The sequence below is a fragment of the Arthrobacter sp. NicSoilB11 genome (assembly GCF_019977375.1).
In the GTDB taxonomy this organism is placed as follows: domain Bacteria; phylum Actinomycetota; class Actinomycetes; order Actinomycetales; family Micrococcaceae; genus Arthrobacter.
Map to the genome: position 1 here is coordinate 2,062,186 of NZ_AP024657.1, position 16,217 is coordinate 2,078,402.

Annotated in this window: 15 protein-coding genes; 11 read left to right on the forward strand and 4 right to left on the reverse strand. The window is 66.4% G+C overall.

Features of this window, described 5'->3' with window-relative positions; translation table 11 throughout:
- Nucleotides 1-64 precede the first annotated feature (64 nt).
- On the reverse strand, nt 65-685 hold the full coding sequence (locus LDO14_RS09515) for an L-threonylcarbamoyladenylate synthase (protein WP_134165378.1): 621 nt from the start codon (nt 683-685) through the stop codon (nt 65-67).
- Between the two features lie 212 nt (nt 686-897).
- Between LDO14_RS09515 and LDO14_RS09520 the strand changes: the two genes are divergently transcribed.
- The 6 genes from LDO14_RS09520 to LDO14_RS09545 all read left to right on the forward strand — a co-directional run bounded on the left by LDO14_RS09520 (nt 898) and on the right by LDO14_RS09545 (nt 4,923).
- Nucleotides 898-1,329: a VOC family protein gene (locus tag LDO14_RS09520; RefSeq protein WP_134165377.1), complete on the forward strand. Its 432-nt coding sequence runs from the start codon at nt 898-900 to the stop codon at nt 1,327-1,329.
- Nucleotides 1,330-1,424: 95 nt separating this feature from the next.
- Nucleotides 1,425-2,129 carry a hypothetical protein gene (locus tag LDO14_RS09525; protein WP_223995046.1) on the forward strand — a complete coding sequence of 235 codons (705 nt, stop codon included), beginning with the start codon at nt 1,425-1,427 and terminating at the stop codon, nt 2,127-2,129.
- Nucleotides 2,130-2,147: 18 nt separating this feature from the next.
- Nucleotides 2,148-2,654, forward strand: coding sequence for an HAD domain-containing protein (locus tag LDO14_RS09530; RefSeq protein WP_056390203.1), 507 nt, complete (start codon nt 2,148-2,150; stop codon nt 2,652-2,654).
- Between the two features lie 153 nt (nt 2,655-2,807).
- Complete coding sequence (locus LDO14_RS09535) at nt 2,808-4,055, forward strand: inorganic phosphate transporter (protein WP_018770980.1); 1,248 nt, start codon at nt 2,808-2,810, stop codon at nt 4,053-4,055.
- Nucleotides 4,052-4,273 (forward strand): hypothetical protein, encoded by a 222-nt coding sequence (locus LDO14_RS09540; protein WP_018770979.1) that lies wholly within the window; start codon nt 4,052-4,054, stop codon nt 4,271-4,273. The genes LDO14_RS09535 and LDO14_RS09540 overlap by 4 nt, the downstream gene beginning before the upstream one ends.
- Nucleotides 4,274-4,362: 89 nt before the next feature.
- Nucleotides 4,363-4,923 carry a dihydrofolate reductase family protein gene (locus tag LDO14_RS09545; RefSeq protein WP_134165375.1) on the forward strand — a complete coding sequence of 187 codons (561 nt, stop codon included), beginning with the start codon at nt 4,363-4,365 and terminating at the stop codon, nt 4,921-4,923.
- Nucleotides 4,924-4,933: 10 nt separating this feature from the next.
- Here the strand turns inward: LDO14_RS09545 and LDO14_RS09550 are convergent, their stop codons facing one another.
- Complete coding sequence (locus tag LDO14_RS09550; protein ID WP_026266023.1) at nt 4,934-5,398, reverse strand: hotdog fold thioesterase; 465 nt, start codon at nt 5,396-5,398, stop codon at nt 4,934-4,936.
- Nucleotides 5,399-5,615: 217 nt separating this feature from the next.
- On the opposite strand from LDO14_RS09550, the gene polA reads away from it, so the two are divergent.
- The 3 genes from polA (at nt 5,616) to rpsA (ending at nt 11,360) form a co-directional block, all read left to right on the forward strand.
- Nucleotides 5,616-8,258, forward strand: coding sequence for a DNA polymerase I (gene polA / locus LDO14_RS09555; RefSeq protein ID WP_263422504.1), 2,643 nt, complete (start codon nt 5,616-5,618; stop codon nt 8,256-8,258).
- Between the two features lie 50 nt (nt 8,259-8,308).
- Nucleotides 8,309-9,607 (forward strand): GNAT family N-acetyltransferase, encoded by a 1,299-nt coding sequence (locus tag LDO14_RS09560; protein ID WP_223995050.1) that lies wholly within the window; start codon nt 8,309-8,311, stop codon nt 9,605-9,607.
- A 277-nt stretch (nt 9,608-9,884) separates the two neighbouring features.
- Nucleotides 9,885-11,360 carry a 30S ribosomal protein S1 gene (rpsA, locus tag LDO14_RS09565; protein WP_018770974.1) on the forward strand — a complete coding sequence of 492 codons (1,476 nt, stop codon included), beginning with the start codon at nt 9,885-9,887 and terminating at the stop codon, nt 11,358-11,360.
- A gap of 126 nt (nt 11,361-11,486) precedes the next feature.
- On the opposite strand, the gene LDO14_RS09570 is transcribed toward rpsA, so the two are convergent.
- The gene (locus LDO14_RS09570) at nt 11,487-11,987 is read right to left on the reverse strand and encodes a GNAT family N-acetyltransferase (RefSeq protein WP_223995052.1); all 501 of its coding nucleotides are present in this window, start codon (nt 11,985-11,987) and stop codon (nt 11,487-11,489) included.
- On the reverse strand, nt 11,971-12,660 hold the full coding sequence (locus LDO14_RS09575) for a YigZ family protein (RefSeq protein WP_134165373.1): 690 nt from the start codon (nt 12,658-12,660) through the stop codon (nt 11,971-11,973). The genes LDO14_RS09570 and LDO14_RS09575 overlap by 17 nt, the downstream gene beginning before the upstream one ends.
- Before the next feature lie 88 nt (nt 12,661-12,748).
- Between LDO14_RS09575 and coaE the strand changes: the two genes are divergently transcribed.
- Both coaE and uvrB read left to right on the forward strand, forming a co-directional pair.
- Nucleotides 12,749-13,963: a dephospho-CoA kinase gene (gene coaE / locus LDO14_RS09580; protein WP_223995054.1), complete on the forward strand. Its 1,215-nt coding sequence runs from the start codon at nt 12,749-12,751 to the stop codon at nt 13,961-13,963.
- An 80-nt stretch (nt 13,964-14,043) separates the two neighbouring features.
- Nucleotides 14,044-16,143 (forward strand): excinuclease ABC subunit UvrB, encoded by a 2,100-nt coding sequence (gene uvrB / locus LDO14_RS09585; protein ID WP_018771997.1) that lies wholly within the window; start codon nt 14,044-14,046, stop codon nt 16,141-16,143.
- Nucleotides 16,144-16,217 lie beyond the last annotated feature (74 nt).

Consider the following 16,217-nt stretch of genomic DNA (forward strand, 5'->3'; position numbering starts at 1 on the left):
CGACGGCGGCGCCGCCAAAGTGCCCCGGGACCGCAGGTGCGGCCCGGGTTACTTCGAAGCAGGTTTATTCGAAGCGGGACGGGTCGCCCATGCCACGCCGGACCACCTCGGCCACCCCGCTGGAGAAATCAATCACGGTGGTGGGCTCTGCGCCGCAGTCCCCGGCGTCGATCACGGCATCCACCTGGTGGTCCAGCCGCTCCTTGATTTCCCACCCCACGGTCAGCGGCTCTTCCTCGTCCGGCAGCAGCAGCGTGCTGGACAGCAGCGGCTCGCCCAGTTCGGCGAGCAGCGCCTGGACCACGCGGTTGTCCGGAATCCGCACGCCCACCGTCTTCTTCTTGGGGTGGAGCAGGCGCTTGGGAACCTCCTTGGTGGCGGGCAGGATGAAGGTGTAGCTGCCCGGGGTAACGGACTTGATGCTGCGGAACACGTCGTTGCCGATGTTCACAAACTGGCCCAGCTGCGCGAAATCGCGGCAGACCAGCGTGAAGTGGTGCTTGTCGTCCAGGTGCCGGATGCTCCTGATCCGGTCCAGCGCCTCCCGGTTGCCCATCTGCGCCCCCAGCGCGTAGCAGGAATCCGTGGGGTAGGCGATCAGGCCGCCGTCGCGGATTATGTTCACTGCCTGCGCGATGGCGCGCGGCTGGGGGTCCTGGGGATGCACATCAAAGAATCGGGCCATGCCCCGAGCCTACGTTCCCGCGGCCCGCGCCGCACCCTTTCCTGCGGGATATGCCTCGACACGGAAACAGTTTCGTCCCCTGACATTCAAACCCCGGAACACGGGATGAACAGGGGAGACTTCCCCTACCGGGTGGCGGCCGGATAGGGCAGGATGTTGTCTGCCCGCGTTCCGGCCGAAGCAGTTCCGGCCCCTGTGAAGGAGAACCTGCCATGCCAACAATCCTCAATCCCTACATAAGTTTCCGGGACAATGCCCGTGAGGCACTGAACTTCTACCAGCAGGTGTTCGGCGGCGAGCTGACACTCAGCACTTTTGGTGACTTCCAGGCCAGCGAGGATCCTGCGGAAGCGGAAAAGATCATGCACGGCATGCTGACCACCACCCAGGGCCTGGTCCTCATGGGCGCTGATACCCCCAACAGCATGGAGTACCACCCGGGTTCCGCCATCTCCATCTCGCTCAGCGGCGATGATGAAGTGGAGCTTCGCGGCTACTACGAGCAGCTCAGCGGCGATGGCGGCGCGGTGACAGTCCCCATGGAAAAGTCGCCGTGGGGTGACATCTTCGGCATGTGCACCGACCGGTACGGAGTCGCCTGGCTGGTCAACGTCAACGCATCGCAGGCCACGCCGGCACCCTGAGGACCCTGAGGACGTGGAGGGGGGAGGGCCGGCCAGCCTGCATGGATCTGCCCCTGCGCCTTGAGGCCGGGCCCCCGGGCTGGGAGGATTGATGCGTGAGGCCCCTCATGGAGTTCCTGTACGACAAGTGGTGGATGGTGTTTCCACAGATGGCGGTGGCCGGCCGCTGGGCAGGCGGCTGGCGGCGTGCCGGCGACCGCCGGTACCGGCGCCGGGTCGAACTGTACAAACTCCAGAACCAGGACAAACTCCAGAACCAGGCACGCGAAGCTGACAGGGCGTCGGTGGCCGACGTGAAGTCGCTCATGGCCACCCACGATGCCACCAACCGGCGATGGCTTGACTATGAGCTCGACGTGGGAAAGCTCATTGACTTTCCCCTCATGACGGACGTCCGGGAACCCCTCACGGTCGCCTTCCTGCGCGCCAAACGGGAAGCCGACGGCCTGCGGCCACCCTCTGCCGAAGACCTGACATCAGTGGCCGGCCTTGACGCCTACCGGCAGGCCGTGAACAACTTCGTGGTGGCCTTGGATGTGGCCGAGCGCGAAGCCATACGGATCAGGGACAGCAAGTTCAGCGGCCCCGAACGCGAACGGCTTGCCGTGGCACGGAAACTGCTCATGATTGCCGAGAACCATGCGGCTACCCCGGCCGAACGGCAGTCTGCCTACAAGCGGGCCCGGCGTGAGCTGGACGGGCTCATCGTCCTGCCGGACGTCACAGTGGCGGCCCTTGAGGGCAGAATCGCACCGCCGCTGGATGCAGGTCCCAGGCCGCCGCAGTTCCACCAGGGCTGAAGCCCCTGCAGGTGCAGCGTGCGGCGGACGCTTTATTTGGATGTCGACGGCGTGGTCTGCCCGTTCGGCCCGGAGGGAACCACCGGCTGGGGGTCCGCCTGGCAGCGCGCCGACGCTGGGCTGTTGCCCGTCACCTTCGCCGCAGAACTCGTATCGGGGCTCAACTCCCTGGCCATGACGCCCGGGCTGCGTTGTGTCTGGCTTACCAGCTGGGAGGAGCTGGCGCCCCAATACCTGTGTCCCGCCGTCGGACTTGCGGGCAGCGGCTGGCCATACCTTGCCGCGGACGGGGCAGCAGGCGGGGCCGTCTGGTGGAAGCTCCGGGCCATCCAGGGCGACGTCGAGAAGACCGGACCCGACTCGGTGGCGTGGGTGGATGACCAGCTGGCGTTCGAGGCTGAAGCACAATCATGGGCACGCTTCCTGGGCAGGCGCATCCTCACGGTGTCGCCCCATCCGCGGCAGGGAATCACGCCCGCGGAACTGGACGTGCTCCGCTCTTTCCTGGCCGGGCCCGTGTTTTGACCTCCTGCCCGGTACGCGTACGATCGATAAGGTTTCCCGCCGGTTGTGCCATCGCCGCAAGTCATTCCAAAGCAAACAACTGGTGAACTATGCTGTCCAAGGCAGCCGGGTAAGAGAAACTGCTGAACGTCGACTCTGCAGATTGGGCAACAGGTGGATATCACCTTCATGGTGGCGCTGGTCATCGCACTGGCACTATTTTTCGACTTCACGAACGGCTTCCACGACACCGCGAACGCCATGGCAACGCCCATCGCAACCGGTGCCATCAAGCCCAGGACAGCCGTGGCCCTGGCAGCCGTCCTGAACCTGGTGGGCGCCTTCCTTTCCACAGAGGTGGCCAAGACAGTGTCCGGCGGCATCATCCGCGAAGGGTCCGGCGGCGTCCAGATCACGCCGGAGATCATCTTCGCCGGATTGATGGGGGCCGTCCTGTGGAACATGGTCACATGGCTGAAGGGTTTGCCCTCCAGCTCATCCCACGCACTGTTCGGCGGACTGATCGGCGCGGCCATCGTCGGCGCAGGGTTCAACTCCGTCAACCTTGAGACGCTCCTTCAGAAGGTCATTCTTCCGGCGGTCTTCGCACCGCTGATCGCAGGCCTTGCCGCCTACGTCTGCACGCGCCTTGCCTACGCCCTCACGTCACGCCACGATCCCGAGACGGGCACCAAGCTCACCCAGAAGCGCGGCGGCTTCCGCACGGGGCAGGTCTTCACGTCCAGCCTGGTGGCCCTGGCACACGGAACCAATGACGCCCAGAAGACCATGGGCATCATCACGCTGGTCCTGATCGCCGCCGGAAGCCAGGCGCCCGGGTCCGGTCCCCAGCTTTGGGTGATCGCCGCCTGCGCCCTCGCCATCGCCATCGGTACTTATGCCGGCGGCTGGCGGATCATCCGCACCATGGGTTCCGGCCTGACCGAAGTCAAGCCCGCCCAGGGCTTCGCGGCCGAGACCAGCACTGCGTCCGCCATCCTCGCCTCGTCCCACCTTGGCTTCGCCCTTTCCACCACGCAGGTAGCCTCGGGTTCCGTCATCGGCTCCGGAATGGGACGCCGCGGGACCACCGTCCGCTGGAACATGGTGGGCAAGATCGCGCTGGGATGGCTCTTCACCCTGCCTGCCGCCGGCATCGTCGGTGCCCTGACCGCCCTGCTGGTGAAGACCGGCGTCGTGGGCGTGCTCATTGCCGCGATTGCCGGCAGCGCCGCGGTGCTCTTCATGTTCTTCTACTCACGCAAGTCCTCCGTGAGCCACCAGAACGCCGTCGAGGTGGAGGAAGCCGGCCAGGCTGTCCGGTTCGCCAAGAAGAAGGCCATGGCCCGCGCCCGGGCCGAAGCCAAAGCTAAAGCCAAGGCGGACGCCAAAGCCAACAACCCCAAGGAGAATCGGCGATGAAGTGGTTGGAACTCCTGACCGTTGCCGGCGCCACGCTGGTTGCTGCCGCAACAGTGGTGACCCTTTACTCGCTCGGCGTCCGGCTGACGGCGATCGCCGCTGACGCCGAACAGACGTCCCCGGCCATGAAGCGCTCGTTCGCTTATGCTTGCTTCGGCCTGTGCGGCCTGGCTGTCCTGGTGGGGCTGTACCTGATCATTCCGTACTTCTCCAAGTAGCCATTCCCGGAAGCTGCTGCCCGGAGAGCCGCAGCCCGGGCATGGCCCGGGCCATTGGCTGGACTGGGCCGCTTGGCTAGGCTGGGGCCATGCCCCGCATCCAATACTTTGTGGCCGCGTCCCTTGATGGCTTCATCGCCACGTCCACCGACGATCTGGACTGGCTCCTGCAGTTCGACGGCTTCGAAGGCGGGGCCGACAGTTACGGCGAGTTCATGTCCGGGGTGGGCTGCATCGTCATGGGCGGGGAAACCTACGCCTGGCTGATGGAGCACGAGCCCGGCAGGTGGCCGTACACGGACACACCCAGCTACGTCTTCACGCACCACGAATACCGTGCCCCGGAGGGCGCAGACATCACGTTCGTCCGCGGGGATGTCCTGGAGTTCATGGCCGACTTCGAGCGCGCGGCCGGGGACAGGAACATCTGGGTAGTGGGCGGCGGCAACCTGGCGGCCCAGTTCGCGGATGCCGGACTGCTGGACGACATCATCCTTTCCGTCATCCCGGTGGTCCTGGGCAGCGGGAAGCGGCTGCTCCCGGTAAAAGGACCGACGCCGCCGCTTGAGCTGGCTGCGTCCCGCACCATGGGCAGGGGGATCGTGGAGCTGCGCTATCTGCTGCCCGGGCGAACGGGCCCGCGGTCCTGACGCACGTACCTCAGCCGGCGTCGTCCCGGAGCATGTTGGTGATCCGTGCCGTTGAAAGGCGCCGTCCCTGGGCATCGGTCATGACGATTTCATGGGTGGCAAGCGTGCGCCCCAAATGGATCGCCGTACAGGTGCCCGTCACCATGCCCTTCGCAATGGACCGGTGATGCGTGGCACTGACCTCGATGCCGACGGCATGCCGGCCGGGACCGGCGTGCATCCCTGCGGAGAACGAACCCAGGGTCTCGGCCAGCACCACGTGCGCGCCGCCATGGAGTATGCCTGCCACCTGGGTGTTGCCCTCCACCGGCATGGTGGCAACGGTCCGTTCCGGACTCATCTCCAGGAAATGGATTCCCATTTTGACCACCAGGGCGCCAACGCCAAACCGGCCCAGCCAGCCGTGCATGTGGTCGGGAATGCCGGCGGCCGCCAGCTCCTCCGCGAAAGCGCCCGGCGTGAAATTGTCTGTCATGGCAACTAGGCTGGCACCTGTGAGTGAAACAACCAAACCGGCCCCTTTCCCGTCTTCGGCCATCGCTGAGGAGGCTGCCGCGCAGCTTTCGTCCTCCACGCCCAGGCCTGCTGCAAAGGCCGCCACCCCCGCTGCCGGTGGGTCTGTTTCAGCCACGGAAGCGCCCGTGATTCCCATCACCGACCAGCCCCGGCTGCTGGTCCTTGACGGCCACTCCATGGCGTTCCGCGCCTTCTTCGCCCTGCCCGCGGACAAGTTCTCCACGTCCAACGGCCAGCACACCAACGCCATCCACGGCTTCACCTCCATGCTGATCAACCTCATCAAGGAGCAGCAGCCCACCCACATCGCGGTGGCGTTCGATGTCTCGGACGAATCCACCCACCGGAAGACCGAGTACAGCGACTACAAGGGCGGCCGGAACGAAACCCCCCGCGAGATGAGCGGCCAGATCGACCTCATCGCGCAGGTCATGGAAGCGTGGGGCATCAAGACCATCAAAATGCCCGGCTACGAGGCCGACGACATCCTGGCCACGCTCGCCACCATGGGTGAAAAGGCCGGATTCGAAGTCCTGCTGGTCTCCGGTGACCGGGATGCCTTCCAGCTCATCACGGACAACGTCTTCGTGCTCTACCCGCGGAAGGGCGTCAGCGACATCCCGCGGATGGACGCTGCGGCCATTGAAGCGAAATACTTCGTCAGCCCGTCCCGCTACTCGGACCTTGCAGCCCTGGTGGGGGAGACGGCCGACAACCTGCCGGGCGTGCCCGGCGTCGGGCCCAAGACCGCGGCGAAATGGATCAACCTGTACGGCGGCCTGGAAGGCGTCCTGGAGCACCTTGACTCCATCGGGGGCAAGGTGGGCGACGCCCTGCGGGAGAACGTCGACGCCGTGAAGCGCAACCGCCGGCTGAACCAGCTCCACACCGATCTTGAGCTCCCCGTCACCCTGGACGACCTCTACCAGCCGCGCCCCGACCAGGCCGCGATTGAGGACCTCTTCGACCAGCTGGAGTTCAAGGCCATCCGCGGCCGGCTGTTTGCCCTCTACGGCGACGCTGACACTCCCGCCGCCGAACGCGACAGCATCGAAACACCGCACTACACCACGCCTGCCGGTGCCGGCGAACTGGCCGCCTTCCTGGCCGCAGGCGCCGGCCAGCGGACCGCCCTCGCTGTGGACCTCGTGCCCGGCCGCATTGGCGAGGACGCCGCCGCGCTGGCCATCGTGCGCGGCGACGCCGCCGTCTACGTCGACCTCGCCGGCCAGGACGCCGAAACCGAAAATGTACTGGCCGGATGGCTGCGCGACCCCGAAGCACCCAAGGTGATGCACGGCTTCAAGGCCGCGCTCAAGGCACTCACTGCCCGCGGCCTGGAGCTGGAGGGCGTGGTGGACGACACCTCCATCTCGGGCTACCTCATCCAGCCGGACCGCCGCACCTATGAACTCGCCGAACTCGCCCAGCACCACCTCAACGTGGGAATCCCCGCCGCCACGGCCAAGGCCGGGCAGCTGGAACTGTCGTTCGACGGCGACGACACCGCAGCCGCCGACGCTCTGGTCCAGGCCGGCGCCGTCGTGCTGGCCCTGAGCCGCTACTTCGAGGACGAGCTCAAGGAGCGCAAGGCGGAGGAACTGCTGTCCACCCTGGAACTGCCGGTCAGCCGGGTCCTCGCCGACATGGAACTCGCCGGCATCGCCATCGACATGGACAAGATGGATGAACAGCTTGCCGACCTCGCGCGGGTGATCGACCAGGCGCAGGAACAGGCCTTCGCTGCCATCGGCCACGAGGTCAACCTGGGCTCGCCCAAGCAGCTGCAGACCGTCCTGTTCGACGAACTGCAGCTCCCCAAGACCAAGAAGATCAAGTCCGGCTACACCACGGACGCCGCTTCCCTGAAGAACCTCCTGGAAAAGACAGGGCACGAGTTCCTGGTGCAGCTCATGGCGCACCGCGAGGCGGCCAAGCTGCGCCAGATGCTCGAATCGTTGAAGAAGTCCGTGGCGGAGGACGGCCGGATCCACACCACCTACGCCCAGAACGTGGCCGCCACCGGCCGGATCTCGTCCAACAACCCCAACCTGCAGAACATCCCCATCCGCAGCGAGGAAGGCCGGCGCGTCCGTGGCATCTTCGTGGTCAGCGATGGCTACGAATGCCTGTTGTCCGCCGACTACTCCCAGATCGAGATGCGCATCATGGCGCATCTTTCGGGAGATGCGGGCCTGATCCAGGCTTACAGGGACGGCGAGGACCTGCACCGCTTCGTCGGCTCCAACATCTTCCACGTCCCCACGGACCAGGTCACCAGCGCCATGCGCTCCAAGGTGAAGGCCATGTCCTACGGGCTTGCCTATGGTTTGACGTCCTTCGGCCTGTCCAAGCAGCTGGAGATTTCCGTTGATGAGGCACGGACCCTGATGAAGGATTACTTCGACCGCTTCGGCGCCGTCCGCGACTACCTCCGGGGAGTGGTGGACCAGGCCCGGGTTGACGGCTACACCGCCACCATTGAGGGGCGCCGCCGCTACCTGCCGGACCTGACCAGCACCGATCGCCAGCTGCGCGAGAACGCCGAGCGCATCGCGCTCAACAGCCCCATCCAGGGTTCGGCGGCGGACATCATCAAGCGCGCCATGCTGGGTGTCCATGCCGAACTGCAGGCGCAGGGCCTGAAATCGCGGATGCTGCTCCAGGTCCATGACGAACTGGTCCTGGAAGTCGCTGCCGGGGAGCGGGCCGCCGTGGAGAAACTGGTGACCGAGCAGATGGCGGCAGCCGCGGACCTGAGCGTGCCCCTGGAAGTCCAGATCGGTGTCGGACCCAGCTGGTACGACGCCGGGCACTAACGTGTGTTGATGCTGGCCAGGCGCCGGAGGTCTTGGCTAGGCTCAGGTGCGTGGCTGATCTGAGTGGAAACTACGAAATCCGGCGCTTTGGTGCTGTATCCAGGGGCAAAGACGGTTACGCCCAGGCGGAAACCTGGAGCCGCGCCGTATCCTTCGGCTTCCACGAATCCACCCGCACCCCGGAACACGTCGCGAAGACGCTCGAAACGTATGAGGCAGACCGGCGCGTCCTCACCGGCGCCTACCAAACGGGCCCGGTAGCGCCCTCGTCGCTGCCCGCGGACGTGCCGGTGGCCACCTTCGGCACCATGCGCAATACCCTCAACGTAGGCTTCGGGCGCCTGGTGGAAGCCCACCTGGTCACCGCCGTTACCGTCCGCACCTCGCACCGGCGGCGGGGGCTGCTGCGGCGGATGATGAGCGAGGACCTGCAGCTCGCGAAGGACGACGGGGTGGCGGTGGCGGCGCTGACCGCATCAGAGGGAACCATCTATGGCCGGTTCGGCTACGGCGTGGCCAGCTTTGAACGCACTGCCAAGGTGGACACCACTGCGCGGTTCAGCCTGCGGCACCAGGCCACCGGCACCGTGGAGGTCGCCGACCCCAAGGCCCTGCTGCAGCTGGCTCCTGAAGTCTTCGACCAGGTGCACCGGCTGACTCCGGGGTCCGTAGGCCGGCAGGACTGGTATCGGCTGCTTGCGTCGGGCGCGCTCGGCCGCGACGGCAAGGAGGACCCCGCCATCAAGGTGGCGCTCCACTACGGCCCGGGCGGCGACATTGACGGCTACGTTTCCTACAAGTTCCTCGGCTGGGACACCGAGCCCTACACCGTGGAAGTAGTGGACCTGCTGGCCGGCAGCAACGATGCCTACCTGGAACTCTGGCAGTTCCTTGGTGCCATCGATCTGGTGGACCGCGTGTCCTGGACGGAAGCCCCGTTGGACGACCCCCTGGCCTGGGCCCTGGACGATCCCCGCTGCATCGACTCCTCGGACAGCCGGGACATGCTCTGGCTGCGCATCCTCGATGTCCCCAAGGCACTCTCCGGGCGGCAGTACCCAACAGCAGGCCGCCTGGCGCTGAAAGTCCTGGACCCGCTCGGCCTCACGGCTGGAACCTACGCCCTTTCGTCCGACGGCGGCCAGGCCGCCGTCGAGCGCCTGCCGGAAACCGCGGAGGCGGACCTGACCCTCGATGTGTCCGCCCTGTCGTCCATCTACGTCGGCGGGGTCAGTCCGGTTACGCTGGCGGCAGCCGGCAAAATCCGGGAGCACACGGCAGGTTCGGCGTTGACGGCCATGCAGATGTTCGCCGTCGAACGGGCGACGCACTGCCTCACCCACTTCTGAGGTCGGTTGACTGCATGGGGTCCGGTCCTGGGTGAACGCGCCACCGGCGTACTGCGCCTGCCCGCTTTGACCCGAATTGCGGGCAGCGACTAGAATAAACGGGCGTGTACCACGTGCACGCACTTGCGTCCCCTCGCGGGGCGCATTGAAAGCAATCCACAAAATCAGGATGACCCGGAGGATCCGTCGGATTCACCGCGAATCGCGCCTGCGTTCCATAACGCGGGCGCGCCGGTTTGCCTGACCGACTAACTATCCACAACGGAGCCCCTACTACATGACCATCACCTCCACCGAGAAGCCCGGTACCCCCGTAGTCGCCATTAACGACATCGGTACCGCTGAGGACTTCCTCGCAGCAGTCGACGCGACCATCAAGTACTTCAACGACGGAGACCTCGTCGAAGGTACCGTCGTCAAGGTCGACCGCGACGAAGTTCTGCTCGACATCGGTTACAAGACCGAAGGTGTCATCCCCTCCCGCGAGCTTTCCATCAAGCACGACGTTGACCCCGGAGACGTCGTCTCCGTTGGCGATCAGGTCGAAGCCCTGGTGCTCACCAAGGAAGACAAAGAAGGCCGCCTGATCCTCTCCAAGAAGCGCGCTCAGTACGAGCGTGCCTGGGGCGACATCGAGAAGGTCAAGGAAGAAGACGGTGTCGTCACCGGTACCGTCATCGAGGTTGTCAAGGGTGGTCTTATCCTCGACATCGGCCTGCGCGGCTTCCTGCCCGCATCCCTCGTCGAGATGCGCCGCGTGCGCGACCTGGCTCCGTACATCGGCCAGCAGATCGAAGCCAAGATCATCGAGCTGGACAAGAACCGCAACAACGTGGTCCTGTCCCGCCGTGCATGGCTGGAGCAGACCCAGTCCGAGGTCCGCTCCACCTTCCTCAACAAGCTGGAAAAGGGCCAGGTCCGTCCCGGCGTTGTTTCCTCCATCGTCAACTTCGGTGCCTTCGTGGACCTGGGCGGCGTAGACGGCCTGGTCCACGTTTCCGAGCTGTCCTGGAAGCACATCGACCACCCGTCCGAGGTTGTCGAGGTTGGCCAGGAAGTCACCGTCGAGGTCCTCGAGGTCGACCTGGACCGCGAGCGCGTCTCCCTGTCGCTCAAGGCTACGCAGGAAGACCCGTGGCAGACCTTCGCCCGCACCCACGCCCTGGGCCAGGTTGTCCCGGGTAAGGTCACCAAGCTGGTTCCGTTCGGTGCGTTCGTCCGCGTCGAAGACGGCATCGAAGGCCTGGTCCACATCTCCGAGCTGGCCGTGCGCCACGTGGAGCTGGCCGAGCAGGTTGTCTCCGTTGGCGACGAACTGTTCGTCAAGGTCATCGACATCGACCTGGAACGCCGCCGCATCTCGCTCTCCCTCAAGCAGGCCAACGAGGGCGTCGACGCCGACAGCACCGAATTCGATCCGGCTCTGTACGGCATGGCCGCAGAGTACGACGAAGAGGGCAACTACAAGTACCCCGAGGGCTTCGACCCCGAGTCCAACGAATGGCTCGAAGGCTACGAGACCCAGCGCGCCGCTTGGGAGCAGCAGTACGCTGACGCCCAGGCCCGTTGGGAAGCCCACAAGAAGCAGGTTGCCCAGCACGCTGCCGACGACGCTGCTGCCGCAACGTCCGGTGACGGCGATTCCGGCGCCACCAGCTACTCCTCCGAGCCTGCTGCCACCGACACCGGTGCCGGCACCCTGGCTTCGGACGAGGCACTTGCTGCCCTGCGCGAGAAGCTGACCGGCAACTAATTGCCGCCGGCCCGGATTCCGGGCTGACACAACGGGCCCCCGCGAAAGCGGGGGCCCGTTGTGCTTTAACGCGACAGCTGGCTGGCAGCTGCCAGACAACGCATGGGGCGTTGCGGTCAGCCGGGCCTACAGGTCGACGACGGCGAGGACCGTCCCTTCGCCGTCAGAGGTCAGTGCCGCCCCGGCTGCCGCGAGCAGCCGCTGGGCGCGGTGGTTCCCAGCCAGGGTACGCGCGGTGACGCGCCTCAGGCCGGCCCGGCGGGCCTCCGCCAGGACCAGGTCCAGGGCGGCGGTGCCGATCCCGCGCGAACGGAAGCTCCGGCCAAGCCAGATCCCGGTTTCCGCGGAAGGCACGTCGGCACCAGCGTTCCGTTTGAGGCGCACGGAGCCGGCAATCCGGCTGCCGCTGAAGACGGCCCAGGACTTTTCCGCTACGGGGCCTCCCAACCCGGCGGCCGCAGCGTGATGGTAGCTGTAGAACCAGGCGGTGCGCTCCAGGTTCCAGCCGGGGCCGCCCAGTGGGGGAGCCACTTCATCCGGGGAGGCGTCGCGCTTGGCCAGCTGGAGCAGCTGGTCTGCTACGGCTTCATCGACGTCCACCAGGGTCACTTCAGGTGATGGCTTCATCCACCCATTCCGTTCCACCGGGCGTGAGCGTGGCAGACCCTGCCGTCAGCTGCAGGACGCGGTCAGTTGCGGCAGCTATGGCGGCTGCGTGGTCCGGCACGGCAATCCGCAGCACCGTGTGCCGGTCCTGGTAGCTGGTCTCCGCCATGACGGCGCCGGTGGCACGCAGGTCGTTCTCCAGCCGCCCTGCGGCGGCGTGCGGTACCGCCGTGGAACAGATCCGCAGCCTGCTGCGGCGGACCAGGGGCGCCAGGTCCAGGGCTGCCGAAACCGACTCGGAGTAGGCCCGGACCAGCCCACCGGCGCCGAGCAGGACGCCGCCGAAATAACGCACGACGACGGCACTGGTGTCACTGAGGTCGGTCACCCCGGGTGCGGTCTCCCTCTTCAGCAGGGCTTCGAGCATGGGGATGCCTGCAGTCCCGGCAGGTTCGCCGTCGTCGCTGGAGCGCTGGATGGTGCGGTCCGGCCCAAGGACAAACGCCGAGCAATGGTGGCGCGCGTCGTGGAATTCCCGGCGGAGGTCCGCCACCAGGTCACGGGCCGCAGCCTCCGTGCCGGCCCTCCGCAGGACCGTGATGAACCGGGAGCGCTTGATCTCGAGTTCGTGCCGGAAGTCCCGGCCGGCCGCCAGCGTGGTGTAGGTGCCTGACCGGCTGTCTTGCTCTTGCATCCGCCCCAGTCTAGGCCCACCCGCCGGCGGCCTCACCTCCCTGCTTCCAGGCGGCGGACCTGCGGCCGGGGACTAGTAGGCTGGCGGGGTGCTGAAAATCGGGCTGACGGGCGGGATCGCTTCAGGGAAATCGGTGGTGGCCGCGCGGCTGAAGGAACGTGGCGCCGTGCTGGTGGACGCAGATGCGCTGGCACGGGAGGTGGTTGAGCCCGGCACCGAGGGCCTCGAGCGGATTGTGGGGGAGTTCGGCGCGGACATGCTCGACGGCGCCGGGCGGCTGGACCGCGCACGGCTCGGCGGGGCGGTGTTCGGCAACCAGGAGCGCCTGGCTGCGCTGAACGCCATCGTCCACCCCCTGGTACGCGCCCGCGCCGCCGCCATCACGGCAGCGGCGCCGGAAGACGCCATTGTGGTCCAGGACATCCCCCTTCTGGTGGAGACGGGGCAGGGGGCCGCCTTCCACCTGGTGCTGGTGGTGGACGCCCCGGACGAGGTGCGGATGCAACGCATGCAGGAGCAGCGCGGCATGACCGCCGAAGCGGCGCGCGCGCGGATGGCCGCCCAGGCCACCCGGGAGGCACGGCTGGCCGCTGCCGACGTCGTCCTGGACAACTCCGGCACCATCCAGCACCTGCTTGAGCAGGTAGACAGGCTCTGGGACCGGCGGCTGGTGCCGTTTGCACGCAACCTGGCGGCCGGGACCCGCGCACCGCGGAAGGGGGGACCGGTGCTGGAACCGCACCGGAAGGAATGGGCACGGCAGGCGGCCCGGATCGCGGCCCGGCTGGAAGCGGCTGCGTCCGGCCTCATCCTGGCCGTGGACCACATCGGCTCCACCTCCATTCCCGGCCTGGCCGCCAAGGACGTCATCGACCTGCAAGTGGCGGTGCCCGACCTGGAAACCGCGGACAGGATCGCACCGCTCCTGGCGGCTGCCGGCTTCCCGGCAGTACGGGGAGCCGAATCGGACACCCCGAAGCCCAACGCCCCTGATCATGCCGAATGGCAGAAGCGGTTCCACGCCAACGCGGACCCGTGCCGTGCCGTGAACGTCCATGTCCGGGCCGCCGGCTCGGCCGGGTGGCGTTACGCGCTGATGTTCCGCGACTGGCTGCGGACTGACCCCTCCGCGGTCCGGCTTTACGAAGCGCACAAGGCGGACCTGGCAGGACGCTTCGCGGACTCCGCCACCACCAGGGCCTACGCGGACGCCAAGGAGCCCTGGTTCACCGACGTTGCCTGGCCGCGCATGTCCGCCTGGGCCGAGGCAACAGGGTGGGTGCCGCCGTCGTACGCGTCCTGAGGCAGGTCCTTGGACGGGCGGCTGTTCGCCTGTAACGGACGGGACCGCCCAGTGTCGGTGCCCGGTTGTAGATTAGATCCATGAGCCTTGCGCAGGAGATCAACCGTGTTGTAGCGCCCTTTGAGGTCATCAGCGAATTCAAGCCCGCGGGCGACCAGCCGGCGGCCATCGCGGAGCTGACGGAGCGGATCAACAACGGCGAGAAGGACGTGGTGCTGCTCGGTGCCACGGGTACCGGTAAGAGCGCCACCACTGCCTGGCTCATCGAACAGGTGCAGCGCCCCACCCTGGTAATGGTGCAGAACAAGACCCTCGCCGCCCAGCTGGCCAACGAGTTCCGCGAACTCCTGCCCAATAACGCGGTGGAATACTTCGTTTCCTATTACGACTACTACCAGCCCGAAGCCTACGTCCCGCAGACGGACACGTTCATCGAAAAGGACTCCTCCATCAATGAGGAAGTCGAACGGCTGCGCCACTCCGCCACCAATGCCCTCCTGACCCGCCGTGACGTCATCGTGGTGGCCACCGTGTCCTGCATCTATGGCCTGGGAACGCCGGAGGAATACATCGCAGGGATGGTCACGCTGCGCAGGGGCCAGGAGATGAACCGGGATGCCCTGCTGCGCAAGTTCGTGTCCATGCAGTATGCCCGGAACGACATGGACTTCCACCGCGGCACGTTCCGGGTACGGGGCGACACCGTCGAGATCATCCCCATGTACGAGGAACTGGCGCTGCGGATCGAGTTCTTCGGGGATGAAGTGGAAAACATCTACACCCTCCATCCGGTGACGGGCGATGTCATCCGGGAGGAGACGGAGATGTACGTCTTCCCCGCGTCGCACTACGTGGCCGGGCCGGAGCGGATGAGCCGCGCCATCAAGACCATCGAGGCCGAGCTCGCGGAGCGGCTGGCGGTCCTGGAGGGCCAGAACAAGCTGGTGGAGGCGCAGCGCCTCCGCATGCGGACCACCTACGACCTCGAAATGATGCAGCAGATGGGCTTCTGCAACGGCATCGAGAACTACTCGCGGCACATCGACGGCCGCCCCGGCGGATCTGCGCCGCACTGCCTGCTGGACTACTTCCCGGACGACTTCCTGCTGGTGGTGGATGAATCCCACGTGACCATCCCGCAGATCGGTGCCATGTACGAAGGCGACATGTCCCGGAAGCGGACCCTGGTGGACCACGGCTTCCGGCTGCCCTCCGCCATGGACAACCGGCCCCTCAAGTGGGATGAGTTCCTGGAACGGATCGGCCAGACCGTCTACCTTTCCGCCACCCCCGGCAAGTACGAACTTGGCAAGGCCGACGGCTTCGTCCAGCAGATCATCCGCCCCACCGGGCTGATCGACCCCGAAGTGATCGTCAAACCAACCAAGGGCCAGATCGATGACCTGCTGGGCGAGATCCGCACCCGGGTGGAGAAGGATGAGCGGGTCCTGGTCACTACGCTTACCAAGCGCATGGCCGAAGACCTGACGGACTACCTCCTGGGGCACGGCATCAGGGTGGAGTACCTCCACTCCGACGTTGACACGCTGCGGCGCGTTGAACTCCTGCGGGAGCTGCGCCTCGGCAGCTTCGACGTCCTGGTGGGCATCAACCTGCTCCGTGAAGGACTGGACCTGCCGGAGGTCTCCCTGGTAAGTATCCTGGACGCAGACAAGGAAGGCTTCCTGCGCTCCTCAACGTCGCTCATCCAGACCATAGGCCGTGCCGCCCGCAACGTGTCGGGCCAGGTGCACATGTACGCGGACCGGATCACTGACTCCATGGCCAACGCCATCGACGAAACCAACCGGCGGCGCGCCATCCAGGTGGCCTACAACAAGGAACACGGCGTTGACCCGCAGCCGCTGCGCAAGAAGATCGCGGACATCACGGACCAGCTGGCCCGCGAGGACGCCGACACCCAGGAACTGCTCAACAACAACCGGCTGGCCAAGGGTGCCAAGCGCAGCAAGTCGGGCGCCAAGGGCGCAGCGCAGGTGCGTGCGGACGGGCTGGCCGCTGCACCGGCCGAGGACCTGGTGGGCCTGATCGAGCAGCTGACGGAACAGATGCACGGCGCTGCGGCTGAACTGCAGTTCGAGGTGGCGGCCCGCATCCGCGACGAAGTCAGCGACCTGAAGAAGGAGCTGCGGCAGATGCAGGCGGCCGGCCACGCCTAGGCGCTGCTTTTCCAGGCAGCCGCAGCCATGACCGGAAACGGCGGGCACCCACCCCGGGTGCCCGCCGTCGCGCT

Excerpts from the sequence above, each read along its gene's own strand:
- LDO14_RS09520 (WP_134165377.1), top strand. The coding sequence starts at position 898 with ATGCCAACAATCCTCAATCCCTACATAAGTTTCCGGGACAATGCCCGT.
- LDO14_RS09550 (WP_026266023.1), bottom strand. The coding sequence starts at position 5,398 with ATGACAGACAATTTCACGCCGGGCGCTTTCGCGGAGGAGCTGGCGGCC.
- polA (WP_263422504.1), top strand. The coding sequence starts at position 5,616 with ATGGCGTTCCGCGCCTTCTTCGCCCTGCCCGCGGACAAGTTCTCCACG.
- LDO14_RS09540 (WP_018770979.1), top strand. The coding sequence starts at position 4,052 with ATGAAGTGGTTGGAACTCCTGACCGTTGCCGGCGCCACGCTGGTTGCT.
- uvrB (WP_018771997.1), top strand. The coding sequence starts at position 14,044 with ATGAGCCTTGCGCAGGAGATCAACCGTGTTGTAGCGCCCTTTGAGGTC.
- LDO14_RS09570 (WP_223995052.1), bottom strand. The coding sequence starts at position 11,987 with ATGAAGCCATCACCTGAAGTGACCCTGGTGGACGTCGATGAAGCCGTA.
- LDO14_RS09575 (WP_134165373.1), bottom strand. The coding sequence starts at position 12,660 with ATGCAAGAGCAAGACAGCCGGTCAGGCACCTACACCACGCTGGCGGCC.
- rpsA (WP_018770974.1), top strand. The coding sequence starts at position 9,885 with ATGACCATCACCTCCACCGAGAAGCCCGGTACCCCCGTAGTCGCCATT.
- LDO14_RS09545 (WP_134165375.1), top strand. The coding sequence starts at position 4,363 with ATGCCCCGCATCCAATACTTTGTGGCCGCGTCCCTTGATGGCTTCATC.
- LDO14_RS09515 (WP_134165378.1), bottom strand. The coding sequence starts at position 685 with ATGGCCCGATTCTTTGATGTGCATCCCCAGGACCCCCAGCCGCGCGCC.